The organism is Janthinobacterium tructae, assembly GCF_006517255.1.
Classification (GTDB): Bacteria; Pseudomonadota; Gammaproteobacteria; order Burkholderiales; family Burkholderiaceae_D; genus Janthinobacterium; species Janthinobacterium tructae.
This window is the reverse complement of record NZ_CP041185.1, coordinates 1,980,638-2,005,634: the sequence shown is the minus strand read 5'-3', so window position 1 is coordinate 2,005,634 and position 24,997 is coordinate 1,980,638. Positions and strand designations below refer to the sequence as shown.

At 65.2% G+C, this 24,997-nt stretch carries 19 protein-coding genes; 8 read left to right on the top strand and 11 right to left on the bottom strand.

What is annotated here, in order from left to right:
• Window positions 1-4 precede the first annotated feature (4 nt).
• A complete protein-coding gene (locus tag FJQ89_RS08730; protein WP_141169899.1) occupies window positions 5-2,062 on the bottom strand; it encodes a methyl-accepting chemotaxis protein in 2,058 nt (685 codons plus the stop codon).
• A 162-nt stretch (window positions 2,063-2,224) separates the two neighbouring features.
• On the opposite strand from FJQ89_RS08730, the gene FJQ89_RS08725 reads away from it, so the two are divergent.
• On the top strand, window positions 2,225-3,913 hold the full coding sequence (locus FJQ89_RS08725) for a peptide chain release factor 3 (protein ID WP_423245194.1): 1,689 nt from the start codon (window positions 2,225-2,227) through the stop codon (window positions 3,911-3,913).
• Window positions 3,914-4,052: 139 nt separating this feature from the next.
• Here FJQ89_RS08725 and FJQ89_RS08720 read toward each other — a convergent pair whose 3' ends face one another.
• Window positions 4,053-5,945 (bottom strand): putative bifunctional diguanylate cyclase/phosphodiesterase, encoded by a 1,893-nt coding sequence (locus FJQ89_RS08720; RefSeq protein ID WP_141169898.1) that lies wholly within the window; start codon window positions 5,943-5,945, stop codon window positions 4,053-4,055.
• A 580-nt stretch (window positions 5,946-6,525) separates the two neighbouring features.
• Here FJQ89_RS08720 and rnk point away from each other — a divergent pair.
• Window positions 6,526-6,933: a nucleoside diphosphate kinase regulator gene (rnk, locus tag FJQ89_RS08715; protein ID WP_167389686.1), complete on the top strand. Its 408-nt coding sequence runs from the start codon at window positions 6,526-6,528 to the stop codon at window positions 6,931-6,933.
• Between the two features lie 56 nt (window positions 6,934-6,989).
• Here rnk and FJQ89_RS08710 read toward each other — a convergent pair whose 3' ends face one another.
• The 3 genes from FJQ89_RS08710 to FJQ89_RS08700 all read right to left on the bottom strand — a co-directional run bounded on the left by FJQ89_RS08710 (window position 6,990) and on the right by FJQ89_RS08700 (window position 9,257).
• The gene (locus FJQ89_RS08710; RefSeq protein ID WP_205704588.1) at window positions 6,990-8,018 is read right to left on the bottom strand and encodes a transporter; all 1,029 of its coding nucleotides are present in this window, start codon (window positions 8,016-8,018) and stop codon (window positions 6,990-6,992) included.
• 116 nt (window positions 8,019-8,134) lie between these two features.
• Window positions 8,135-8,833: a YXWGXW repeat-containing protein gene (locus FJQ89_RS28650; protein WP_341474482.1), complete on the bottom strand. Its 699-nt coding sequence runs from the start codon at window positions 8,831-8,833 to the stop codon at window positions 8,135-8,137.
• Window positions 8,834-9,020: 187 nt separating this feature from the next.
• Window positions 9,021-9,257: a hypothetical protein gene (locus FJQ89_RS08700; protein WP_141169897.1), complete on the bottom strand. Its 237-nt coding sequence runs from the start codon at window positions 9,255-9,257 to the stop codon at window positions 9,021-9,023.
• A 366-nt stretch (window positions 9,258-9,623) separates the two neighbouring features.
• Between FJQ89_RS08700 and FJQ89_RS08695 the strand changes: the two genes are divergently transcribed.
• The 5 genes from FJQ89_RS08695 (at window position 9,624) to FJQ89_RS08675 (ending at window position 16,426) form a co-directional block, all read left to right on the top strand.
• Window positions 9,624-11,939 carry a coiled-coil domain-containing protein gene (locus FJQ89_RS08695; protein WP_141169896.1) on the top strand — a complete coding sequence of 772 codons (2,316 nt, stop codon included), beginning with the start codon at window positions 9,624-9,626 and terminating at the stop codon, window positions 11,937-11,939.
• A 19-nt stretch (window positions 11,940-11,958) separates the two neighbouring features.
• Window positions 11,959-14,283 carry an SUMF1/EgtB/PvdO family nonheme iron enzyme gene (locus FJQ89_RS08690; protein WP_168208411.1) on the top strand — a complete coding sequence of 775 codons (2,325 nt, stop codon included), beginning with the start codon at window positions 11,959-11,961 and terminating at the stop codon, window positions 14,281-14,283.
• Between the two features lie 35 nt (window positions 14,284-14,318).
• Window positions 14,319-15,065 carry an SIMPL domain-containing protein gene (locus FJQ89_RS08685; RefSeq protein ID WP_141169894.1) on the top strand — a complete coding sequence of 249 codons (747 nt, stop codon included), beginning with the start codon at window positions 14,319-14,321 and terminating at the stop codon, window positions 15,063-15,065.
• A gap of 78 nt (window positions 15,066-15,143) precedes the next feature.
• Window positions 15,144-15,542 carry an OsmC family protein gene (locus FJQ89_RS08680; RefSeq protein ID WP_116744894.1) on the top strand — a complete coding sequence of 133 codons (399 nt, stop codon included), beginning with the start codon at window positions 15,144-15,146 and terminating at the stop codon, window positions 15,540-15,542.
• Window positions 15,539-16,426: a pirin family protein gene (locus tag FJQ89_RS08675; RefSeq protein ID WP_141169893.1), complete on the top strand. Its 888-nt coding sequence runs from the start codon at window positions 15,539-15,541 to the stop codon at window positions 16,424-16,426. Before FJQ89_RS08680 ends, FJQ89_RS08675 begins: the two co-directional genes overlap by 4 nt.
• A 9-nt stretch (window positions 16,427-16,435) precedes the next feature.
• Here the strand turns inward: FJQ89_RS08675 and FJQ89_RS08670 are convergent, their stop codons facing one another.
• From FJQ89_RS08670 to FJQ89_RS08650, 5 genes are all read right to left on the bottom strand, one after another.
• Complete coding sequence (locus FJQ89_RS08670) at window positions 16,436-18,910, bottom strand: TonB-dependent siderophore receptor (protein WP_141169892.1); 2,475 nt, start codon at window positions 18,908-18,910, stop codon at window positions 16,436-16,438.
• A gap of 113 nt (window positions 18,911-19,023) precedes the next feature.
• Complete coding sequence (locus FJQ89_RS08665) at window positions 19,024-19,992, bottom strand: FecR domain-containing protein (RefSeq protein WP_168208410.1); 969 nt, start codon at window positions 19,990-19,992, stop codon at window positions 19,024-19,026.
• The gene (locus tag FJQ89_RS08660) at window positions 19,992-20,510 is read right to left on the bottom strand and encodes a sigma-70 family RNA polymerase sigma factor (protein ID WP_243136482.1); all 519 of its coding nucleotides are present in this window, start codon (window positions 20,508-20,510) and stop codon (window positions 19,992-19,994) included. The genes FJQ89_RS08665 and FJQ89_RS08660 overlap by 1 nt, the downstream gene beginning before the upstream one ends.
• Window positions 20,511-20,625: 115 nt before the next feature.
• Window positions 20,626-21,219 (bottom strand): metal-dependent hydrolase, encoded by a 594-nt coding sequence (locus FJQ89_RS08655; protein ID WP_141169889.1) that lies wholly within the window; start codon window positions 21,217-21,219, stop codon window positions 20,626-20,628.
• 400 nt (window positions 21,220-21,619) lie between these two features.
• A complete protein-coding gene (locus FJQ89_RS08650) occupies window positions 21,620-23,218 on the bottom strand; it encodes an FHA domain-containing protein (protein ID WP_243136481.1) in 1,599 nt (532 codons plus the stop codon).
• A gap of 335 nt (window positions 23,219-23,553) precedes the next feature.
• Here FJQ89_RS08650 and FJQ89_RS08645 point away from each other — a divergent pair, with 335 nt between their 5' ends.
• The gene (locus FJQ89_RS08645) at window positions 23,554-23,973 is read left to right on the top strand and encodes a DUF2177 family protein (protein WP_141169888.1); all 420 of its coding nucleotides are present in this window, start codon (window positions 23,554-23,556) and stop codon (window positions 23,971-23,973) included.
• On the opposite strand, the gene FJQ89_RS08640 is transcribed toward FJQ89_RS08645, so the two are convergent.
• Window positions 23,954-24,904, bottom strand: coding sequence for a PP2C family protein-serine/threonine phosphatase (locus FJQ89_RS08640; RefSeq protein ID WP_141169887.1), 951 nt, complete (start codon window positions 24,902-24,904; stop codon window positions 23,954-23,956). The genes FJQ89_RS08645 and FJQ89_RS08640 overlap by 20 nt on opposite strands.
• Window positions 24,905-24,997 lie beyond the last annotated feature (93 nt).

The window sequence follows — 24,997 nt, the reverse complement described above, 5'->3', positions numbered from 1 at the left end:
TAGCCTAGCTAGCCTTGCGCCGTTCTGCGCGATTTTGTGATATGACGCGCGGCTTATTGGCGCTCCACAGGCCGGCCGGACGCACGCTGGGCAAGCCGTCGCGCATGGGCGCGGCGGGTGTCTGACGCGTGCCTGGCGCCTCGTGTTCGCCCAGACGGAAGCGGCTGACGGCCTGTGTCAGCGCTTCGCCTTCCTGGTGCAGGCGCTGCGAACCGGCGCGCGCCTCGTCGACCAGGCCCGCGTTCTGGCGCGTCATGTCGTCGATTTGCGCCAGCGCCTGGTTGATGCGGGCGATCTCGCCATTCTGCTCGGCGCCGGCGCTGCTGATGCGCCCGATCACCACGGCCACCTGCTGCACCGCATCGACGACTTGCCGCATGGTGTGGCCGGCGGCATTGACGAGCTCGCCGCCCGCATCGACGGTGGCCACGGAATCGCCGATCAGGCGCTTGATTTCCAGCGCCGCCTCGTTCGAGCGCTGCGCCAGGCTGCGCACTTCGGAGGCGACGACGGCAAAGCCGCGTCCTTGTTCGCCGGCTCTAGCCGCTTCCACAGCTGCATTCAGGGCCAGGATATTCGTCTGGAAGGCGATGCCGTTGATGACGCCGATGATGTCGACGATCTTGTGCGAGCTGGCCTTGATCGAGGCCATGGTCTCGACCACGGCGCCCACCGTTTGCCCGCCGCGCAGTGCCACGTCGGCCGCCGTCGCCACCAGGGTGCGTCCCTGTCCTACATGGGCTTCGTTGCGGCCCACGGTGGCCGTCAGCTCGCGCATCGAGTCCACGGTGGCGCCCAGCGCGTCCGCTTGCGTGGCCGTGTGGCCGGACAGGGCCGCATTGCCCTGGGCGATATCGGCGCCGGCCGCCGCGATGACGGCCGCGCCGCCGCGGATTTCCTGCACCAGGGTGGCCAGGCCGTGCGTCATGGCGCCGAAGTCGCGTACCAGATCGCCGATTTCATCGTGCGCCTGCGAGGTGATGCGCTGCGACAGGTCGCCGGCCGCCGCCGCGCCGACGGCCACGCGCAATTGCGTTACGTCGCGCGCGAACGCGGCATAGAAACCCGCGCACAGGTAGGCCGCGGCCAGCAGTACCAGCAACATGGCGGCCAGGATCAGGCCGCGGCGCGCCTCGTCGCGGGCGATGCGCTGCGCCAGCAAGTCGTCCAGGGCGCTTGCCGAGGCGCCGGACAGCGCGTGCAGGGCGTCGATGGCTTGCATGCCGGCCGCGTGGAATTGCGCGCCCGAGGTCTGGTCGTAGGAATTGGTCACTTCATTTTTCGTGCGTTCGAGGAAGGCCAGTGCCGTCGGCACGGCTTTCAGCGCCGGCTGCAGGCTGGCGCGCAAGGCTGGCTTGGCGGCGAGGATTTCGTCGAAGCGGGCCGGCAGGCGTTCCAGTTCGTGGCGCGCGATCAGGGCGTTGGCGTTGACGAGTTGATCTTCGTTCGCTTCGAACAGGCCCGTGTCGATGTAGGCGGCGCCGCGCCCGGCGATGTCGGACAGGCTCTCGGCCAGGTCGGGCAGGGTGGCCGTGAAGACGGCGCTCAGGTGGTTGGCGCCTGCGTCCGGGTCGAGGCTCAGGTGCGAACGGTCGGCCACCAGCTGGCCCAGTTTGGCCGCCTGGCGCAGCAGTGCCGTGTGCGCCGCATAGCTGTCGCGCGCCGCGAGGCCCGCCTGGCGGCCCAGCAGGGCTTGCCACTGCTGCGTCAGCTCGGCCGCCTGGGGCAGGCCGGCGCCGGCCGGCAAGCGCGCCAGGGACGCCAGCGCGGCCGTGATGCGCGTATTCAGGGCCGAGTTGTCCATGCCCGCCTTGCCGCTCAGGCGCAAGTGTTCCAGGCCGCGCCGCTGCTGCAGCAGTCGCGTGCCTTCCTGCAACTGGCGCACATAGGCCACGCCCCGCTGCGCATCCTGCGCCTGCGCCAGCGACTTGCCCAGCTCCGAGATCAGCAGGGTGGTCGCCAGCGCCAGCGGCAGCAGGAAGACCAGGCAGACCAGCATGAATTTGGGCAGCAGGCGCAGGCGCTGCATGAGTCGGATGGCGGGGGTAAGGAGGATTTTCATCGGTTTTCCAGGGAAGGGTGGCAGCATTTCTGCAGAGCAATGTTGCCTGCGGATTGTGACCTCTTGATGAAGTGGGCAATTTTGCTTTCCGCCCGAGTGAAGCAGTTCACACGGAAGTGCGATCCTTCTGTAAAATCGAGGGTTTTTTGCGAGGGCCATATTATGGTCACCAATATGGCCAACGAGAACGACATCACTACCCCCGATTCCAGCGACAATGCGGACAACGCCGCAGCGTCAGCCAGCAGCAAGGCGCCTGCCGTGATCGCGCGCGAAGTGGCGCGCCGCCGCACCTTCGGCATCATTTCCCACCCGGATGCGGGTAAGACCACGCTGACGGAAAAACTGCTGCTGTTTTCGGGCGCGATCCAGATGGCCGGTACCGTCAAGGCGCGTAAATCGGGCCGCCATGCGACGTCGGACTGGATGGAGATCGAGAAGCAGCGCGGCATTTCCGTCGCCTCCTCGGTGATGCAGTTCGAATTCCGCGACCACGTCGTCAACCTGCTCGACACGCCGGGCCACCAGGACTTCTCGGAAGATACCTACCGCGTGCTGACGGCAGTCGACTCGGCGCTGATGGTCATCGATGCGGCCAAGGGCGTGGAAGCGCAGACGATCAAGCTGCTGGCTGTCTGCCGCATGCGCAATACGCCCATCGTCACCTTCATGAACAAGATGGACCGCGAGACGCGCGATCCGCTGGACCTGCTCGACGAACTTGAATCGGTGCTGAAGATCCAGTGCGCGCCCGTCACCTGGCCGATCGGCATGGGCAAGAACTTCCGCGGCGTGTATCACCTGCTGAACGACGAGATCATGCTGTTCAAGGCCGGCGAAGAAAAAGCCGACGGCGCCTTCGAAATCATCAAGGGTATCGACAACCCGCGCCTGCAGGAGATGTTCCCGCTGGAGATGGACCAGTTGCGCATGGAAGTGGAGCTGGTGCACGGCGCGTCGAACCCGTTCAACCTGGAAGAATTCCTCTCCGGCGTGCAGACGCCCGTGTTCTTCGGTTCGGCGATCAACAACTTCGGCGTGCGCGAGATTCTCTCGGCACTGGTCGACTGGGCGCCGGCACCGCGCGAGCGCGACGCGACCGTACGGTCGGTGGCGCCGTCCGAGCAGCCGTTTACGGGCTTCGTCTTCAAGATCCAGGCGAACATGGATCCGGCGCACCGCGACCGCATTGCCTTTTTGCGCGTGTGCTCGGGACGTTTCGAGCGCGGCATGAAGGTCAAGCACTTGCGCCTGGGGCGCGAGATCAAGGTGTCGAACGTGGTGACCTTCATGGCTTCCTCGCGCGAACAGGTGGAAGAAGCGTACGCGGGCGACATCATCGGCTTGCCGAACCACGGCAACATGCAGATCGGCGACAGTTTTTCCGAAGGCGAGATGCTGACCTTTACCGGCATTCCGTACTTTGCGCCAGACTTCTTCCGCTCCGTGCGCATCCGTAATCCCTTGAAAATCAAGCAGTTGCACAAGGGCTTGCAGCAGCTGGGCGAAGAGGGCGCGGTGCAGGTCTTCAAACCGGTGCAGGGCGGCGAACTGGTACTGGGCGCCGTCGGCGTGCTGCAGTTCGAAGTGGTGGCGAGCCGCTTGCTCAATGAATATGGCGTCGACGCCGTGTTCGAGGGCACCAGCATCAGCAGCGCGCGCTGGGTCAGCTGCGACGACAAGCGCATCCTGCAGGACTTCGAAAACGCGCTGGGCCACAATGTGGCCTACGATGCGGCCGGCAACATGGCTTATCTGGCCACGTCGGGCGTGAACCTGCGTTTGACGGAAGAGCGCTGGCCGAAGCTGACCTTCCACGCGACGCGCGAACATTCGGCCAAGCTGGCTTGATGTAGCGCTGGTGATGTCGGATTACGCGCTGCGCGCCTCGGCGGCCCCGCTAATCCGACCTACGCCGACCTGTCTGTCCATGGTGTAGGTCGGATTAGCGGCGGCACGCCGCGTAATCCGACACCATCGTTGGTGCAATTCAAGCCGGCATGACGGTGCGCGTACTCCAGTCGCGCCGCTCCAGCAGCAATGCCGTCAGCTGCGCCGCCGTCATCGGGCGCGCGAAGAAAAAGCCCTGCACGTTGTCGCAGCCGGCTTTTCTCAAAAACTCCACCTGCTGCAGCGTTTCCACGCCTTCGGCCACCACTTTCAGATGCAGGCTGTGCGCCATGGCGATGATGGCCGTGACGATGGCTTCGCCTTCGCCGGGCAGGTCGTGCACGAAGCTGCGGTCGATTTTCAATTGATCGATCGGCAGGCGCTTCAGGTACGACATGGAGGAATAGCCGGTGCCGAAATCGTCGATCGACAGGTGGATGCCCGTGTCCTGCAGGCGCCGCATCAGTTCCACGTTGGCGTGGATATTGTCCATCAAGACCCCTTCCGTGATTTCCAGCTCCAGCAAGCCATGCGGCAGCTGCGTCTCGTGCAGGATGGCGCGGATATCGTCCATCAGGCCCGGGTCGCGCGCCTGGCAGGCCGACAGGTTGACGGCCACGTGTTCGAGCGAATCGAGCAGGCCGGCCTTGCACCAGCTGGCCGCCTGGCGGCAGGCGCTTTGCAGCACCCAGCGTCCCAGCTCGACGATGATGCCGCTTTCCTCGGCCACGGGGATGAATTCGCTGGGGCTGAGCTGGCCCATCTCGCGGCAGTTCCAGCGTACCAGCGCTTCGACGCCGACGATGCGCCCGCTGCGCAAGTCGATCTGCGGCTGGTAGTGCAGATACAGTTCCTCGTTTTGCAGGGCGCGGCGCAGGTTCGCCTCCATGCGCAGGCGGCGCTGGGCACGCAATTCCATTTCGGCCTTGAACACGGCATAGCGGTTCTTGCCCTGGTGCTTGGCGTGGTACATGGCCGTGTCGGCATTGCGCGTCAGGGTGGCCACGTCCTGCGCATCGAACGGATACAGGCTCACGCCGATGCTGGCGCTGACATACAGCTGGTGGCCTTCCAGCGCGAACGGCGCGGCCAGCACGGCAAGGATCTTGCGCGCCACGCTGGCCATTTCCGAAGCGTCGTCGGCCGGTTCGACGATGACGACGAATTCGTCGCCGCCGATGCGGCAGATGATGTCGGTGCCGCGCAGGATCGCCACCAGGCGCTCGGCGACGAGTTTGAGCAGCTGGTCGCCGCAGTGGTGGCCTAGCGTATCGTTGACCACCTTGAAGTTGTCCAGGTCCAGCAGCAGCAGTCCCACGCTGCTGTCCTGGCGGTCGGCGCGCGCCAGCGCGTAGGCCAGGGCGCCGTTGAATTCATGGCGGTTCGGCAGTTGCGTGACAGGGTCGACGTGGGCCAGGTAGTGCAAATGGCTTTCCGCATGCTGGGCGGCGGTGCGCGTGCGGCGCACCATCAGGACCGTCAGGCCGAATGCACACAGGCAGACCAGCAGGGTGAAGGCGGCAAATTGCGCCAGGCTGCCGAATAGCGGCGCCAGGCTGGCGCGCAGATACAGTGCGCCGCCACCGGGCAGGTTTTGCAGGAGGGCGGCGCTGCCGTCCAGGTAATCGATCTGCAGGCCGCTGCGCGGCGCCGCGGGCGCGGCATCGCTGGCGCTGCGCGCGTAGCGGGCGAATGGCGTGCCATACGGACTGTAGAGCAGTGCTTGCCGGACATGCGGCGCGGCGGCGAGGGGAGCGAGCACCTGTTGCGCCGCAAGGCGATCATCCTGGCGCATGGCCTGGGCAGCGGCTGGCGCCAGCATGTCGGCCTGGATGCGCAGCTCGCGCTGGAGCGATGCCTGGAGGGAAAACAACTGGAAGAGGATCAGCAGCAGGCTGGCCGTGGCCAGCATGGCCGCTGCGGCCAGCAAGTTCAGCCTGGCTATCCGGTCACCGCGCAACTGCACCGAGGGCAGCATCAATGGCACCATCATGATGCATTCTCCTGCCGGCCCCGCTTGCTGCCGCCCCGTGTGATCCCGCCTCGCCCTGCCATACTTTACGTTCCAGTCTGATGAAAACCGAAGTGAGCCGGAACTCTCAACGCGTTGTTAAGGCCGACATATTGTCATTTTGCGGCGTGAAAGTACAGGGCACGCGGCAATTTAGTAGCCATGCCGCAGGCCGGTAGCCGCATGCAAGGCGACAAGTCAGGCGGAAAAGGCGGGGCGTGTCTTTCTAATAATAATGTAATCTGAATTTTAATCCTTTTTTTACCGGCGGGTTTTTTTTCCTAAAAACATGCTGCAGGTAAACAAAATGGCATGCAGAGTAACTTGAATGCCTGCAGCCGTCGCGGCAGGGATTAACTTTTTGTCTGTATCGGCCAGTGCAAGTCATTGATTTTAATAAATTTTAATGAAGAATGCGAGAACGCTATGGCCTTGCTCCGCGAGTTCGTCCATAATCCGCTGATGATGGACGTTCTGATGCTGTTTATTTTGTCTGCTGCGGCCAAGTAAACTGCCGCCAGCAAAACCGGACGTCGCCCTAATGATCAATAGTGAGGATATCTTGGAAAAAAAACCAAAAATTATTTTGTCATCACAAGACCTGGAACGACTGGAAGCGTTGTTGTATGCCTTGGGAAATAACCTGTCGCCGGACAAGGCCGCCTTGCTCGATGAGCTGGGCCGTGCCGAGGTGCTCGAGCCGCAAGAAATACCGCCCACCGTCGTAACGATGAATTCCACCGTGCGCTTCACGGTGGAAAACAAGGAAGAATTCTGCCTGACGCTCGTGTATCCAAAGGATGTGGACGGCCAGGCCGACCGTATTTCCGTGCTGGCGCCTGTCGGCAGCGCGCTGCTGGGCTTGTCTGTCGGCGACAGCATCGCCTGGCCCATGCCTGGTGGCGTGGTGAAGGTGAAGATCGAGGAAATCGTGTATCAGCCTGAACGGGCTGGCGAATACCACCGTTAAGCGCTGATGGCGGACGGCGCCTGCCGTTCGCCTGCCAGGCCGTGCCGGGACCGGATTTAACTGTTTCTCTGCACGCGCACCACCAGCCATCCCGCCACGACGGTAAACGTGACGATGATGGCAACGATGATCCAGAAGCCCTGCGGGTGCTGGGCCAGCGGAATTCCCCCCACATTCATGCCCAGCATGCCTGCGATGATATTGATCGGCAAGGCCAGTACGGTGACGATGGTCAGCACGAACAGGCTGCGGCTGTTTTCCTCGTTGACCCTGGCGGCAATCTCTTCCTGCAGGAGCTTGATGCGTTCCTGCAAGGACGACATATCGCTGAGCACCACGGAAAATTCTTCCGTCGACTGGCGCAGTTCCAGGCTGTCCAGCTCCGACACCCACGCCGGCGGGCGTTGCAGCAGGCGGAACAGGGCTGCCGGTTCCGGCGCCAGCAGGCGCTGCAGCCGTACCAGCACGCGCCGCATGGCGCCCAGGTCTTCGCGCTTGGGCACCAGGCGCCCGGCCAGCAAGTGGTCTTCGATATCGTCAACCCGCGCCACGGCATCGCGCACGATGTTGACCAGCACGTCAGCCTGATCGCGCAGCAGATGGATCAGCAGTTCCACCGACGAGCGGATCGGCTCATGGTTCTTGATGACGGCCTGGCGCAAGCGCTCGATCGACTGCAGCGGCGCGCGGCGCGCCGTGATGACGAGGTCTTGCGCCACGCTGGCCCACATGGTGGAAATGTCGGACGCTTCGAACGAGAAATTGTGCACCACATCGTTGACCACGGCGATCAGGGTGTTTTCCGCCTGTTCGATACGCGTCGAGCGGGAACCCTGGTGCAGCGTTTCATAGAATTCGTCGGCCAGCTGCGTATGCGTCATCAGCCATTTTTCGCTGGCCGCATGCGATAAATTGAAATGCAGCCAGACAAATTCCTGTGCCGGCCTGGCTGCGCCATCGGCCAGCCAGGCCAGTGCGGCCGTCGAGTCGAGCGCCAGCGGCTGCGCCTCGCGGCCAAACAGGAAGCCCCAGACCAGGCCCGAGGTGTCCGAGCCGTAGGTAAAACCGGCAGTTTCCATCGCCATCGTGAATCTTTCTCGCGCAGTGTGATTGATCGTCGCGCGATTTTAATACACGGATGTGTCGGGAAAATGACAAGGCCACCGCGATGGGTGGCCTTGGCGGGGACTACAACCGCGTGTTAGCTGCGGTTCGGATTGTCCGGACGCCGGTCGTCGCGGTTCGGTACGCCATCGCCGTCGCGGTCGTGGCGGTTGCCATTGTCGCGGTCATGGCGGTTGGGGATACCGTCGCGGTCGCGGTCGCCGTTCGGTCCGCGTGGCGACCAGCGGCCTTGCTCCATCTGCCAGCGGCCATCGCGCTGGTTCCAGGCGGGTGGCGCATATGCATAGCCGGGGCGTTCGGCGATCCACACGCCGGGCGTCCAGGCGTAGCGCTGGCTGCGCCATTCCCAGTGGCCGGGCGCCCAGGTGTAGCCGTGGCGAGCGCGCGGGATGGCTTCGCGGCGCGGTGGCGGCGGGGCGATGCGGATGTCGTCATAGCGTACGGGCTGAACTTGCGCGGCGACCCAGCCGCCACGATCCAGGCGCCAGCGGTTGTTCTCTTGTATCCAGGCGGCGCGGCGGTACTGGTTGCCGCCGCGTTCGCGCAGCCATTCGCCGCCGGTCCAGACATGGCGCTGGCCATCCCAGTTCCAGTAGCCCGGTGCCCAGACATAGCCGGCGCGCGGCGCGGGGGCGCTTTCAAAGCGTGGTGGAGGCGGGGCGTTGCCGACGACAATGCTCACGCCGAGTTGATTCTGTGCCATCGCCTGCGCCGGCAAAAAGGCTGCGGTGCTGATGGCAAGCATGGCTGCTGCGTAGAGTGCGATGGGTTTCATGGTGTGCTCCATTTCGGTGATTGCGTGAAATGGACTATAGGCGCTTGCTGGCGTTTTTTCGCCTTTGATTCAACTTATTACAATTGACACAATGCTGTGTGTCCGTGTATCCGTGGCCGATACAAATGGCGGCCTGGCGCGTGGCTATTTACGCTGCGCCAGGCGGCATACGGTCAGCATGGATGGCTCACAGGGTGCTGGCGGTGGCGTTGCCCAGCAAGGCTTGGCGTTCCTCGATCAGCGAGATTTTCTTTTCCTGTTCCGTCAGGCGCTTGGCGCTGACCACCACGACGGGGATGGTGCTCGCTTGCGCCACAGCGGCGGTCCTGGTTGCCGATGGCTGCATGAAGCTGACGTAGCTGGCGCCGCAAGCGATGGCGACGGCGACGGTGAAGATGGCTTCCATGTTTTTCAAGGTTTTCATGATGGTTCCTTTCGGGTGGCGGGTGGGTATGCATGCACTGTAGCCAAGCGCGCCCCAGCGCGCCATGCAGATGCGACCAGCCGTGGTTTTGGCGGGATGGCCTGCAAAAAAACGGCGCTGAAATGCCTGTGCACGGGGCTGGCGGGCGACCGCTTGAATTGAGGCCTAATTCGCCCTGTATCCGTGCATATGAATGCACTTGCCGCATGGCATTATTTAACACTGCACAGTGTTGTGCGCCTGTTGTGAGCTGTGTTGTGCACGCGCGGCGCGCGGCAGGTGCCGCGCCAGCTGTCCTGCTAGAATCGGCATGGCAGCGGTGTTGCGCACACTTGCGCACACAATCATTCTCATCAGGAGTCACATATGTTCCAATTGTTTGGTTTTGGCGGCGCCCGCTGCCCGCGCTGCGAGCACAAGAACGGCGCTGCCGCCGGCTATTGCGCGCAATGCGGCCTGTCGCTGGGCGCCCCCGACAGCGACGCGGTGCTGCATGCCAACCAATGGCATCTTGCTGATGGGCAACTGGCCCTGTTCTTCGGCGTGCGCGAGCTGTCCTCGCTGTTCGGCAGCGCGGCGCGCCGCCTGCAGGTGCCGGCCGAGTCACGCGCCTGGATCGTGCAATCGGACGCTTTCACCTTGATACCGGCTGGCGACTATGACAGCGCCGCCTTCTTTGCGCGCCTGCCCGCGCTGCTGCCGGCCCGTCCGGCCGAAGTGCTGATCGCGCGCGCCGACGCCGTGCATCTCGAATTCGACCTGCCCGGCCTGGCCAGCACGGAACTGCTCAACGTCGCCGCGTCCTTGCGTATCGATATCGCGCTGGGCCAGCCCGATGCGTTCGCGCGCCAGTTCATGCGCGCGCCGGGTGCCGTCACACGCGCCCACCTGCACGCCTTGCTGCTGCCGTCCGTGCGCCAGATTGCGCTGGAATTCATCGGCAGCCGCGCGCTGCGCGAGATGGACGCGAATGCGGATCTGCGGCCCGAATTGAACGAACGCCTGCAATCGGCGCTGACGCAGCGCCTGGCGCCATCCGGCCTGGCCGTGGCGCGCGTGGAGACGCTGGCGCTACGCCATGACAAGCGCGACGGCAACGCCGACGCCGCCATCGGCACCCTGTGGCTGGGCGGCTTGCCGGCGCAGGAACTGGAACAGCACAGCCTGGAACGCATGAAGCAGCTCGACCAGCTGTATGACGAGGAAGAGTGGCAGCGCATCCGCCGCGAAGAACTGGCGGCGCGCCATGCGCACCGGCGCGCCGAACTGCGGCAGGATGCGACGCTGGAAAAAGCGGAGCTGGGCCACCAGGAAGCGGAGCGCCTGCAGGCGCTGCGCGGGCGCCAGATCGACCTGTATGGCCGCATCCTGGAAGCGAAATCGCGGCGCCAGGCGCTCGACCACGGCGCCGCGCTGGCGCTGGGCGAGCTGGAACAGGAACTGGCGCAGAAGGGCGCACAGCGCGCCGATGAAACGGCCAACTGGGAGCACGTGCGCGCGCTGGCCGCCATCAAGATGCGCAGCGAGCTGGAACTGTCGCAACTGCATGGGCGCGAGCAGATCCAGATGGCGCAGCAGCGCTTTACCCACCAGGTGCACTTGCAGTCGATCGCGCAGCAAGTGGAAAGCGCGCTGCTGATCGACGACGAGACGGGCCGCCGCACCCAGCTGGCGCGCCTGCGCCAGGCGGAGGCGGATGCGGCCCAGCGCGAGGCGCAGCTGGAGGCGGAGCAGCACCAGGCCGCCTGGCAGGGCCTGATGCTGGCGAATGCGGCGCGCAAGCGCGAAGCGGAGCGGGTGCAGGAGTGGGAAGATCAGATGCAGCTGGCGCGCCAGCGCGAATTGCTGCGCGCCGAGGCGCACAAGGATGAAGCGGCGCAGGTGCAGGCGGCGGAGATCGCGGAAAAAGTCGCGGCGCTGCGGCGCGGCGGCGCGCGCGAAGACGCCATCGCGCAGCAGGAAAAGCTGTTGCGCACCATCGAGGCCGACGGCGTGCACGCGCGCCAGCTGCAGCAGCAAACGCAGCTGGCGCAGCTCGACGCGCTGGCCATCGAGGAACAGCGCCAGCAGCTGCGCCAGCTGGAACAGGAAGCGCAATGGCAGCGCGACTTGCTGGCCATGGCGCAGCAGCGCGAAAGCGATTACGCGCGCTGGAAGGGCGAATACGAAGCCCTGCTGGCGCAGCAGGCGCATGCGGCCGAACTGGCGCGCATCGACATCGACCGCATCGAGAAAATCGGCAGCTTGAGCGACACGGGCAAGCTGGCCATGGCCGCCGGGCAGAACGCGGCCGCGCTGGCGCAAGTGCTGAAAACGCAGCTGCAGGCGGGCATGAGCGCCGAGCAGATTCACGCGCTGGCGGCGCTGGCGGCGGCCGAAAACAGCGTCGCGCCGCTGGACGCCATGCGCATGGCGCAGGACAGCGTGGCGCAGGAGCGCAGCTACCTGGAAGGCCAGGCTGAACGCGAACGGCGCCAGCAGCTCGACCTGATCAACTTGCAGAACGCGGCGCACGCGCACGGCTTGTCGGCGCAGGCGCAGCTGGGCGTGGCCGTGGCGCAGGCGCTGCAGCCAGGCGCTGCCTCTGCCGCGCCGGCCCGCTGCAAGAACGGCCATGCGCAGCGCGCGGGCCATCCGGAAGATAAATTCTGCGCCGCCTGTGGCGTCGCCGTGCAGCCTTGATGGAAGCGTTTCACCCCAGATGATGCAAAAAGCACGAGACAAACTGCGGGAACTGCGCGCCCTCCATGACGACGGGCTGCTCAGCGAGCAGGAATTTGAACGCCGCAAAAACGCCATCCTCGACGCCGAGTACGCGCCGCCCGGCGCTGCACCTGTGGCCGTGCCGCTGCCGGTGCGCCAGGGCACGGAGCTGGGCTTCATGACGGGCCAGGAAATCGGCCCGCAAAACCGCCGCTACCGGCTCGAACGGCTGATCGGCACGGGCGGCATGGGGCAGGTGTGGCAAGCCACCGACCTGGCCACGCACGCGGAGCTGGGCAGCAGCGAAATGGTGGCGCTGAAGATCTTGCCGCCGCAGCTGACGCAAAGCGCCACGCACGCCAAGCTGCTGATCGAGGAAGCGACCCAGGCGAGAAAACTGGCGCATGAAAACATCGTGCGCGTCTACGAGTGGGCGCAGGATCCTGCCACGGCCAGCTATTTCATCATCATGGAATGCCTCGATGGCGAAGACCTCGAGCACTACCTGGGACGCCAGGGCGCGCTGCCGCTCTCCAGGGTGCAGCAATTGCTGCAGCCGGTGGCCGAGGCCCTGTCGTATGCATGGGAAAAGCACAAGCTGGTGCACCGCGACATCAAGCCGGGCAATGTCTTCCTGACGGCGAAAGGCGATATCAAATTGCTCGATTACGGCATCGCTACGCGCGTGCGCAATGCGGACAGCAGCCTGGCGCTGGACATGCCGAACGCGGGCACGCACGGCTACCGGGCGCCCGAGGCCGGCGCCAACCAGCGCCAGCCCAGCCCGCGCCTGGACGTGTATGCGGTGGCGGTGATGATTTACCAGATGCTCGAAGGGCGCATGCCTTTCGACGATGCGCGCAGCGCCAGCCATCTGCCCTCGCCACCGCAGGCGCTCAATGCGGCACAGTGGCAAGTGCTGCAGAACGGTTTTTCGCTGACGGCGGAATTGCGGCCCCTATCGGTGCAAGCCCTGCTGGAAAATATGGAGCGTGCTGCCGGGCCGTCGCCCGAAGAACTGGCGGAACAGGCGCGCCAGCAGCAGGCGCGCACGGCGCAGCAGCAAAAGCAGGCGGCGCTGGCCGCCGAACAGGCGCGCGAAGAAGAGATCAAGCGGGCCCGGATACGCCAGGAAGAACTGGACCAGCGGCGCAAGGCCGAAATCCATGCCGCCGCACTGGAAAAGCAGCGGCAGGACAAACTGCGCCGCGAACAGGAGGCGCAGCGCCATTTCGAAGCGGAAGAGGCGCGCAAGCTGCGCAAGGAAGCGCTGCGCGGCCAGTTGCGCGCGCGCCGCGAAGCCGATGCCGCCACGGCCTTGCAGGAGCATCAGGAATTGCAGCGCAAGGCCATCGTCGCCAAGGCGGAGGCGGCCTATCGCGCCGAGCAGGAACGCGCGCGTCGCGCCGAGGCCAGCCGCGCCGCCGCCGCGTCGGTTCCTGCGCCGGCATCCGCGCCGGCGCCCGAAGCGGAATCGGAACCCCAACATGTGCAACCGGTGGCCAATGCCGAAGGCATCTTACGCGACGATTTCCTCGATGGCGCGGGGCAGGGTCCGGAACTGGTGCTCATTCCCAGCGGCCGCTTCCAGATGGGCGCGCACGAGGCGGAGCACAAGGCTGCCATCCAGGCCGGCTCGCTGCAGGCATGGCTGGAACGCGAAACGCCGCAGCACTGGGTCGGCATCGAGCGCCCGTTCGCGCTGGCGCGCCACCCCGTCAGCGTGGGCGAATGGCGCGCTTTCGTCAAGGCGACCGGCTGGGCGGGCGGTTCCGAGACGGACTGGGACAATCCCGGCTTCGTGCAGAACGAGCAGCACCCGGTGGTGGGCGTGAGCTGGAATGACGCACAGCTGTACCTGGCCTGGCTCAGCGAGCGCACCGGGCGGCAGTATCGCCTGCCCAGCGAAGCGGAATGGGAATACGCCTGCCGCGCCGGCACGCGCACGGCCTTCAACGTGGGCGACACGATCAGCACCGAGCAAGCCAACTACGACGGCCTGTATGTCTACAACGGCGGCCCGCGCGGCGTGTACCGGGGCGGCACCACGCCGCTGGGCAGCTTCGCGCCGAATTCCTGGGGCCTGTTCGACATGCATGGCAATGTGTGGGAATGGGTGCAGGACGTGGTGCACGACAATTACGCAGGCGCGCCTACCGATGGCAGCGCGTGGGAAGAGGGCAGCGACAGCAGCCGGCGCATCCTGCGCGGCGGCTCCTGGCTGTATCACCCGCGCTATCTGCGCTCGGCCCTGCGCAACGGTTTTTCCACCGTGCTGTCGAACGACATCGTCGGTTTCAGGGTGGCGCGCACGCTCGATTAATTTATTGTTAAATCTGTCACCTTGGCGGATACTTCATGCATCCTAACCGTGCCGGAGTGTCCGTGTTCAAACGCCGCCTGCTGTCCATCGTGTTCGCCTGCCTGCCCGTCTCCGCCCTGGCCAGCGGCTTGCCCTCCTATCCCTTCATCCATGCGACGGGGACGGCGTTCAGCTTTGTCTTGCCCGACCTGGGCGAGATCGATTTCGACGTCAGCGTCTTCGACCCCTCGCCCGAAGCGGCCACGCTCCTCGTGCAGACGCGTATTACGGAAGTCAAGGCGCTGCTGGTGGAGCAGGGCTTGCCCGAGGCGGCTGCCGGCATCGAGGTGCGCGACGTGCGCAAGGAAATCCGCAAGGGCGCGGAACAGGACCCGGCCAACCCGCAGTACCTGATCAAGGCGAGCGTGCATATCAATGTGGCCGATTTGTCGAAATGGCCCGCCGTCATGCGTCCGCTGCTGGCCATGCCCAACCTCGATGCGTTTGCCGTCACCTTCGGCGCCACCGAACGCATCCGCCTGGAAGAGGAATTGATGGGCGAAGCCGTCAAGGATGCACAGCGCAAGGCCGACGCCATGGCGCGCGGCTTCGGCAAGCGCGTGGGCGCCGTGGCCGGCATCTCCTCGGACCAGCTGAAAAACCTGGGTAATGCGGTGGGCCTGGTGCCGTCCGACCGTTTCCAGCGCGCGAACAGCCGCCAGCGGCAAAATCCCGACGACATGCTGATGGTCACCGTCATGAAGATGGGGCAGACGGTGGACGCCGTGTTTCGTATCAAATAGCCTGGCGCCCGGGGAGCGGGCTGCGCAAAGCGGACAAACGGTGTAAATTGTGGCTTTCCAAACGCACCAAGGAACGCCATGACCATCAAAGCCATCCGCGATCAGTCGCAACCCATGCGCCACATCGTGCACGTGCGCGATCACATCATTTCCGCCGACGCCTCGGTGGCTGAAGGCGGCGGCGATGCCGGTCCTTCGCCGCACGACTTGTATGACGCGGCCCTGTCGGCTTGCAAGGCGCTCACGGTGGTCTGGTACGCCAAGCATAAGGGCATCCCCCTGGAGCATGTGGAAGTGTCGACCGAGCGCGATGCCAGCGAAGAGCGCAAGGGCGTGTACCGCCTGGCCGCGACCCTGCACCTGAGCGGTGATTTGAGCGACGCGCAGCGCCAGGAATTGCTGGCCGCGGCCGGCAAATGCCCGCTGCATAAACTGATGACGGCCGTGACCACCGAAGTGACGACGGTGCTGGCATGAGCGCGGCCATCCTGAAAAGCCACGAAAAGGACCTGGGCGGCGGCTTCGTCGTGCGGCGTTTGCTGCCGTCCGCCGTCAAACAGGCCGTCGGCCCCTTCATTTTCTTTGACCATTTCGGCCCCATCGACGTGGCGCCCGATGCCAACCACGACGTGCGTCCCCATCCGCATATCGGCCTGGCCACCGTGACCTATCTGTTCGAAGGTGCGATCGACCACCGCGACAGCATCGGCTCGTACCAGCGCATCGAGCCGGGTGCCATCAACTGGATGACGGCCGGGCGCGGCATCGTGCATTCCGAGCGCACGCCGCACGACCTGGCGGGCCAGCCGCACCGTACGCACGGCTTGCAGCTGTGGGCCGCGCTGCCCAAGGCGCACGAGGAAGATGAACCGAGTTTCACGCATACGCCGCAGGCCGAGATTCCCGTCGTGGCGCTCGATGGCGCCGTCGTCAAGGTCTTGATCGGCGCGGCGTTTGGCCAGACCTCGCCCGTGCGCACCTACATGCAGACCTTGTACCTGGACGTGGCGCTGCAGGCGGGGCGCGAGCTGCGCCTGGAGGACTTGCCGCCGGAAGCGGCGGTGTATCCGATCAGCGGAGACGTGCTGCTCGATGGCGTGGCGCTGCTGCCGCATACCATGGCCTTGCTCGATGCGGGCGCCGTGCCCGTGGTGACGGCAGGCAGCGGCCCGGTGCAGTTCGTGGTGATCGGCGGCGAGCCGCTGGACGGCCACCGCTTCCTGTTCTGGAATTTCGTCTCGTCGAGCAAGCAGCGTTTGTCGCAGGCGGCTGACGACTGGAGCGCCCAGCGCATGGGACAAGTGCCGGGCGAGACGGAATTCATCCCGTTGCCGAAGGCGCCGCTGCGCCCGGCAACCTAGGCGCTTGGTTTAGAAGCGCGCGCGCAGGGTCAATGCGGCCTTGCGCGGCTCGCCATAGAAATTGCCCCACGCCGGCGCGCCCACCGTCTGGTAGTAGCGCTTGTCGAGCAGGTTCGTCACGGACAGTGCCGCCGTCCAGTTGCGGTCGATCTGCCAGGCGGCGCGCGCGCTCCACAGTGCATACGCGCCTTGCGCCACGGTCACGTCGCGCGTCACGCGCGAGCTTTCCGTCTGGAAGTTCACGCCGCCGCCCACGCTCCACTTCTGCAAGGCGCCGGGCAGGCGGTAGTCGCTCCACGCGCGCAGCATGTGACGCGGCGAGTAGGTGCTGGCGAACATCACGCCGGCATTCGAGGTCTGCTCCAGATATTTAAAATTGTTCAGGGTGTAGCCGGCGAACAGCTGCCAGCCCGGCGCCACTTCGCCGCTGATTTCCGCGTCGACGCCTTCGCTGCGCACCTTGCCCGCCGAGAAATAGCACTCCGTGCCGCTGGTACAGGTGTTGACCAGGTCGAGCTCCGCGCGGTTGCGCTGCTCGATGCGGAACAGCGCCAGCGAGGCATTCACCTTGCCATCGAATAGTTCACCTTTCACGCCCACTTCCAGGTTGCGCCCCTTGAGCGGGTCGAGCAGGGCGCCTTCGGCCGTGCGCTGGTTCTGCGGCTGGAAGATGTCGGAGACGCTGGCGTAGCCGGACCAGCGCTGGTCGAATGCGTAAATCACACCGCCATATGGCGTGACGACGCCGTTTTCGCGGTACGGATCGATATACACCTCGCCCGTGTCGCGGTACACGCTGCTCCATTTGTAGTTTGACACGCGCGCGCCGGCCACCACGGTGAGCGGATCGCTGACGCTGAAGCGCGCCACGCCATACGCACCCGTCTGCGTCATCTTCGTCACACTGGGATCGCCCCGATAGCTGTTTTCACGGAACCAGGCGTCGCTCGGTTCGGCCACGCCGTGGTTCGGTTGCAGCGGCTTGTTCGGCTTCTGCAGCAGGGCCAGGCTGAAATCGCTATCGCTTTCCAGGCGGTTCGTGTTGACACCGGCGCTGAAACCGTGGCGGCGGCCGAAGGCGTTGAATTTGCCATCGAGCGACAGGTCGATGCCCTTGTTGGTGCTGCCGTAGTCGAACACGCCGCCGTACATCATCATGCCGGCCAGGGTGGCGGGATCGAGTGCACCCTGGCTGAACATGTATTTCACGTCATGCCGCTCGCGCGTGTAGTTGGCGCTGGCTTTCAGCGACCAGTCGGCGTCGAAGCGGTGTTCGAATTCGGCGAAGACGGCCGTTTGCTTGCTGTTCCAGCGGTTCCAGTCGGCGCCGAGGAAGGTCTCGCGGGGCAGTTTCGGGTCGCTGCCATCGCGGTAGCGGGGCATGCCCGAGAAAAATGGCGTTGACTTCAGTTTTTCATGGCTGGCGCCCGTTGTCAGCTTGCTGCCTGGCGCCAGGTCGAATTCCAGCACGCCGTACAGCACGTCGGTGCGGCTGTCGGCCACGTCATAGAAATAATCGCGCTGCTCCATGGAGGCCACGGCGCGGCCGCGGATGCTGCCCGAGTCGTTCAAGGGGCAGGTGACGTCGACTTCGCCGCGCACGTCGTTCCAGCGGCCCGCGCCGAGCGCCAGCTGTACCTGCTTTTCCGCCAGCGGGCGTTTGCGCACCATGTTGATGGCCGCACCCGGCGATCCCGTGCCCTGCAGCAGGCCCGTGGCGCCGCGCACGATTTCCACGCGGTCCAGCATGGCCGTATTGCTGGTAAAGCTGTTTGCCTGCGGGTAGTACATGGCGCGGTTGACGCCATCGAACTGGTACGTCTCGACCATGAAGCCGCGCGAATACACATAGCGTCCGCCCATGGGGCTGTCGTACATGGTGATGCCGGTGGTATTGGCCAGCACGGCATCGATGGTGTTGAGGTTCTGGTCGTCCATTTTCTGGCGCGTGACGACGCTGACGGATAGCGGAATTTCGCGCAGGGTTTGCACGCCCTTGCCGATGGTGACGGCGCGCGCCGCATACGAGTTGCTGTGTTCGCTGGTGGGATCGCGCTCCATGCTGGCGCTGACCGTCACGGGCGCCATGGTCTTTTCCACTCCAGCCGCCGAGGCGGAGGAGGGCGCCGCCTGGCGCAGCACGTAGGCGCCGTTCGGCAACTGCAGCGCTTCCAGGCCGCTGCCGGCCAGCACCTGGGCAAAGCCCTGGGTCACGTTGAAGCTGCCGCGTACGCCGGGCGAGCGCAGGCCGCGCGTCTGCGCGGGATCGGTCGACAGGCTGACGCCGGCGGCCACGGCAAAATCGTTGAGGGCGGTGGCCAGCGGGCCGGCGCTGATGGCGTAGCTTTGCGACGCGGCAGCGGCCTGGCCTTGCGCCAGCGCGGGCGCGGCGAGGAAGGCGGCGGGGGCGGCGCACGCCATGGCGAGGATGGCCAGGTGGATGGCGCGCGCGGCGGGATGGAGGACGGGGGTGGTCAGCTGCATGCTCGGTCTTTCTGTTCAGGGTATGGTCAATGGAGGATGAATCGGCTACTTATCCATGAAGCCGAAGCAGCGCAGCGAAACACCAACCTCTGGCGCAAAAAAACTGAAAATAATTATGCCGGCCGGGCCGAGACCGTGGCCCAGTAGCGCGTGAAGTACGTCACTTGCAGCCCGTGCGAGGCGCACAGGCTTTCCAGCACGGCGTCGATATCGTCGAGGCGGTAGGTGCCCGTGACGGGGCGCCGGGCCACCCTGGTGTCGCAGACGAGGCGCCCGCGCCGGTAGCGCGCCAGCTCCGCTACCAGCTGCTGCAGGGGCCAGTCGGCGGCCACCAGCATGCCACGCAGCCAGCTGTCCTGGTGCGCGGGCATGGCCAGCACGGCTGCCAGGCCCGTGGCGGAGAAATGCAGCTGCTGGCCCGCTTCCAGGCGCCGCACGGCGTCCGGGCGCGCCGCGCAGCGCACTTCCACAGCGTGTTCGAAGACGCTGACGACGCTGCCGTCCGTATCGCAGCGCACGCCGAAGCGCGTGCCCAGCGCGCGGATCACGCCGTGCGGGGTGTCGACCAGGAAGGGGCGGGCATCGGATGCCGTCGTGATCATGATTTCGCCCTGGTGCAGGCGGATGCGGCGGCGCGCGGCGCTGTAGTCGATATCCACGGCGCTATCCGTATTCATCTCCATGCGCCCGCCATCGGCCAGGGTCACGTGGCGGCGCTGGCCCGGCGCCGTGCGCAAGGACGCCGTCAGGGCTTGCCATGGGCCCGATTGCAAGCCCGCCTGGCCCAGCGCGATGCCGCCACCGGCCGCCACCAGCGCGGCGAGTATTTTGGCGGCGGCGCGCCGGCGCTGCTGTGCCGCCTGCAGGGCAGGGATCGCCAGCGCTGCCGGCAGCGTGGCAAGCTGGCCGTCCAGGCGCTGCAGCAGCTGCCAGGCCCGTTCATGCTCGGCGCTGGCTTCGCGCCATGCCTGCACGGCGGCCGGGTCGGCGCTGCCGCACTGGAGATCCACATGCCAGCGGGCGGCGGCGGCCAGCACCTTGCGGGCGATGGGCGTGGAAGGGGCGGTGGTGGCGCCAAACATCAGCCGGCCGCCAGCAGCAGGCATTCCGTGTAGGCGCGCACCAGGTGCTTCTTGACGGTGGGCAGGGAGACACCGAGGCGCCGGCTGATGTCCACATAGCTGAGCTCTTCGATTTGCGCCAGCAGGAAGATGGTCCGCGTACGCGCCCCCAGGCGGTCGAGCAGACGGTCGACTGCGAGCAGGGTTTCGATGATGATGGCATGCGTTTCGGCGCAGATCGTTGTCGGCTCCGTTTGCTGCGCCAGCGCTTCCAGATAGGCGTGTTCCAGCGCCTGGCGCCGGTAGCGGTCGATCAGCAAGCCGCGCGCGATGGTTGCCAGGTAGCCGCGCGGCTCGCGCAGGGGCGCCAGCGGCGTCACCTCGCGCTTGCCCAGCAGGCGTAAAAACGTGTCTTGCGCCAGGTCGGCCGCCTCGGCGCGGTTGCCCAGCTTGCCGCGCAGCCAGCCATACAGCCAGCCGTGGTGCTCGCTGTACAGGGTGGTCAGGGGAATGGCATGGGTGGGACTGACGGTGCTCACTGCGTTCTCCAGGCAAGGGATGAGCTGGGCTGACGGAACGCGGGGTGCCGGCTGGCTGGGCTGTTTGAGAATGATACTCATTATCACATTCCCATGCCGCCGGCGTCAATTGGCGTCAGCCCCCGAGGCGCCAGCGCTCTTGCCACTGTTGCAGATCCGCCCAGGCCGTCTGGAGTGCGCCAGCGGACCAGTGCAGCAGGCTGTCAAACGCCAGCACGGTGCGGCGCAGGTGGATGCCATCGAAAAACACGTGGTCGGCCACGACGGTGGCGGCCAGCCAGGCGGCGAGGATGACGATGATGTCGTGGCGGCCGCTTTTCCACCAGCGCAGCGAGTGGCGGCGGAAAATCCACGGCACTCCCAATGGATTGGGCCAGTCGGCCAGCAGATGCATGATGCCGCCTGCGGCAAAGCCGAACAGGGGCGGCGCCCACAGGTGGTGCGGCAATTGCAGATACGTGTAGACGAGCAGGGCGATCCAGGCCAGGCCCCAGTGCGTCCAGGTGCGGTGCGTGATCCACAGGCGGTGCGTGCGCGCCCACCAGGCCACTTCCAGCCAGTCCGGCGCCGTGCCGCCCAGTGCGCCCATCACAAAGGCGAGCATGCTCAGCACTTGGTAGGGGCCACCGGCGCCAGCGTGCGCGACCAGGGCCGCGGCGATCACGCCGGCAGCCCAACCGGTCGCATGATGCGCTTTGTTGGAAGCCATAGGAAATGTAAAACGCCATGCGGGCGTTGTGTGAAATACAGGGGGATATTAACTGGATGAATATACAGTATGCAAGGGCGTGGACGGGTGCTATTTGCAGAATATCTGACGATAATTTGTTAAATTATGTGTCGGCAGGGCCTGGCTAGCAGACTCGGCAAGTCATGCCGGGTGTTCAAGTGTGTTGTGCGGCTGATAATGTAATTGGCGCAGGGCGCGCTATGCTGAAAGTAGTCCCACGTTTTGAAGAGGTTTCGCCATGAAAATCCCGCGCGAATTGCAGATTCCCGCCATCGTGTTTACGCTGGAAGCGGTGTTTATTCTGGGCTTGTCGATGATTTTTCTCGTGCTGGTACCCCGCTAGTGCCTTGCGGATAACTGCAGATTTACAACAGTATTACTACGCAGTTTGCATGGTGCTATCGTACAGCGCCGCGCCTTCGGTGCGGATGATCCAGCATTCCGGATACGGTTCGCTGGCGAAGCGGTTGTGCCGCGCGAAGCCGCTGAGTTTATCCAGCGCAGTGGCGGGGGCCAGCGCGGTTTCCTTGCCGCTGGCGCTATCGAGGTGCCAGAAACCGCCGTTGCGGTGGAATAGCACGGGCAGGCAGCTGGCCTGCGGCGTGGCCAGATGGCTGGCCGGCGTGGGCTGGGTGTCCGGCAGCAGCAGGTAAAAACATTCGGCGCGGGCGCCGTGGTCGATGCGGTGCAGGATCACGCCGTGCGCCAGGATGGCAGTGACGCTGAGCACGACGATGCCTTTGATGCTGGCAGACAATTCGATGCGCATGCCCAGGCGCAGGGCGACCGGTTTGTGCTTGCCGGGCCACACGCCGTCGAGCAGCACGCCATAGCGCGATACATCCTCGATTTCAAAACCTTGCCCGCTGCGCCGGATGATGGCGTGGCGGCCCGACAGGCGGCGCGTCAGGCCATTGTTGTCCTGGCCATCGGGACTGAAATGGCTGAGCAGCACATCGGCTTCCGGGTCCACCAGCTCGAAGCGGCCCAGCATGCATTCTTCCAGCGCGAACAGGCGGATCTGGCGCTGTTCGCCCGCTTCCGGCGCCGCATTGACGAGGCAGGCGGCCTGGCTCGGGTGCGGATGGCAGTGGCTGGCGGCGGGCAGGTCGACTTCGATCAACTCCTCATCCCAGGCGATGGTGGTAAAACCCATGTCGATCTTGCCTTGCGGCGCAGATAAATCCACGTGGGCGATGCCGGCATTGCGCGCCGTCACGTCGAGGTTGCAGCCGTCGCCGCCCGTCACGCGGGCGATCGAGGCGTCGTCCGCCATCACGCGCACATTCTTGTGCGTGCTGAGGAAGATCTGGTGGATTTCCGTCAGCGTGGCGTCGCGGCGCGGCACCAGGATGACGAAGGTGCACACCCATTTCTGCGCCACGGCGCCATCGACATGGCTGCGCACTTCCACTTCGATCTGGTATTGCCCGTGTTCCTTGTTGCGCGAGGAGAACTCGACAAACACGGGGCGCCAGTCGCCGCGCGTGGTGCGCACAAAATCATGTTGCACGGCACCGCGCGGGATCAGCTCCGAGCGCAGGCGCAAGGTCAGCTGCGGTGCGCAGGCAGCGCTCATGCCGCGCAATTCCATCTTCAGGGTTTGTCGTCCGCCTGCCGCACGCGGATCGAAGCCGCTGATGTGCAGGTGGGCTTGCACCGGCTGGTAGGCGGGCGGCACCGTTGCAGGCGCAACGGGCGCTGGCGTGAATGCCGGGGCGGCCGCAGCCGGTGAGGAACGGCTTACCGTTTGAATGGCCGCATCGCGAATCACAGCATCACGGGTATCAGAATCATGCGCAGGGGCGTGCGAAAGCGCCGTTGCCGATGGCTCGGAACGGGCGCTGCGCAGTGCGGTCAACAGGTCGTAGCTGCTGGGAGCAGTCGTCGCTTGCGGGTGGTTGCCCGCACAGACTGTATCCCCAGGCAAGACCCAGAACGTACAGTGCGGGTGCTCCGGGTTGCTGCATTTTTTCATGACATTCTGACTCGAATCGAGCGGGGACATTTCGCCCTCTGTTCTACATGAGAGCTTACGCGCTTTTGCGCCTGCTTGGCAACTTTCGCGGCCCCGGAATGCGCACTTTTTGCCCAAATTCATGTCCCTGCTCACACCCCGACATATATGTCATGGAAACTATTGCTCAAAAACACATATTATGTCTTTCTGGATATGTTATTTTGATATTGCATGGGGTCGCGTCCCGTTAATGCGCGGGCGCGCCGGGCGGGCATTTTGACGCCCGCGATGCGAGCCTGGGGCGTTTTGCATTATGCTGGCCGTTCCCCTAACGCTTGAATCGAGAGATGACCATGCCCGCCCAACGCCCGCTCCAGCTTGCCATTGCCTATGGCGCCACCTTGTGCGTCTTCCTGGCCATCGACGCCCTGTGGCTGGCGGTGCTGATGAAGCCTGTGTACGCGGCGGCGCTGGGGCCGCTGCTGGCGGAGTCCCCGCGCTGGGCGCCGGCCGTGCTGTTTTATCTGCTGTACGTGGCGGGGCTGCTGGTCTTTGCCATTTTGCCGGGCTTGCGCGCGCGGCGCGGTCGCACGGCGGCGGCACTGGGCGCGCTGCTTGGACTGCTTGCCTATGGCACCTATGATTTGAGCAACTATGCCACCTTGCGTGACTGGCCGCTGGGCCTGACGGCGATCGACATGGCCTGGGGCGCCGTGTTGTCGGCCATCTCGGCGACGGCTGGTTATCTGGCAGCTAGCCGCCTGGGGCGCTGAACGCCGCCTCGAAGCGCAGCGCCACCATGGTAATGTTGTCGCTATGCAAGCCTTTTGGCGGATGCGAGAGGAAGTCGTCGAACAGGGCGCTGACGGCCTGGGCTGCACTCTTGCCGGCACACAAGGCGGGCCAGCGGGCCGTGAGCGCCAGCGGAGCGTCACAGGCCCAGAAGCCGTCGCTGGCCAGCACATAGTGGGCGCCGGGGCGCACGCGCAGCACGCGGCGGTCGCCCAGATGCGCCAGGAAGGGCGGCAAGGTGGATGCATCGAGGCCGCGCAGGGGCTTGTCGAGCTGCAAGCTGTCACTCAGGGCGTTGCCTAAAATAAATGCCTGTGAGATTTGCGGATGGTGCTCGCCGTGCACGGCGGCGCGCCAGTGCGTTTCGTCGAGCGCGCCGCGCATGGCGTACACGGTGGCCGGCACGTGGTCGACGGTGAGGACGCTGGCCACGCCATCGGCAAGTTCATACAGGCGCGAATCGCCCACGTGATACAGCAGCGGCGCTTCGCCGGGTGGCACTTCCAGCAAGGTCAGCGTGGTGCCGGGCGGTCGCGCCTGGGCGGGCGCGCTCCTGGCGAAACCGTCCTGCAAGCGCGTATGCAGAGCGTCGAGCCTGGCTGCCAGGCTGGCCGGGTCGAGGCAGGCGGGCATGGCCAGCAAGCCTTGCACGGCCGCTTCCGCCGCCTCGCGCCCCTGGCCGTGGCCGCCCATGCCGTCGAGCACGGCTGCGCGCACATGGCCGCGCGGCCAGCCTGGCACCTGGCAGTGGAATGGCGCCTGCCGCGACAGGCAGACGGCGTGGCCGCTGGCATCGATCAGCAGGAAGTTGTCCTGGTTTTCGCGCCGTGGCAGGGAGCCGGCGCCCACGCTGCTGCCGGCGGCGGCATCGAGCCAGGGGCCGAAGTCAAGCGCGTCTTTGATTAAATGCATCGGTTGAGCAGTCCATGCTTCCAGCAATGTTGATCATAGGATACAGCTTAGCCGAAATTGTGCAGGGGCGATACCTTGCTTATCTAACAAAAA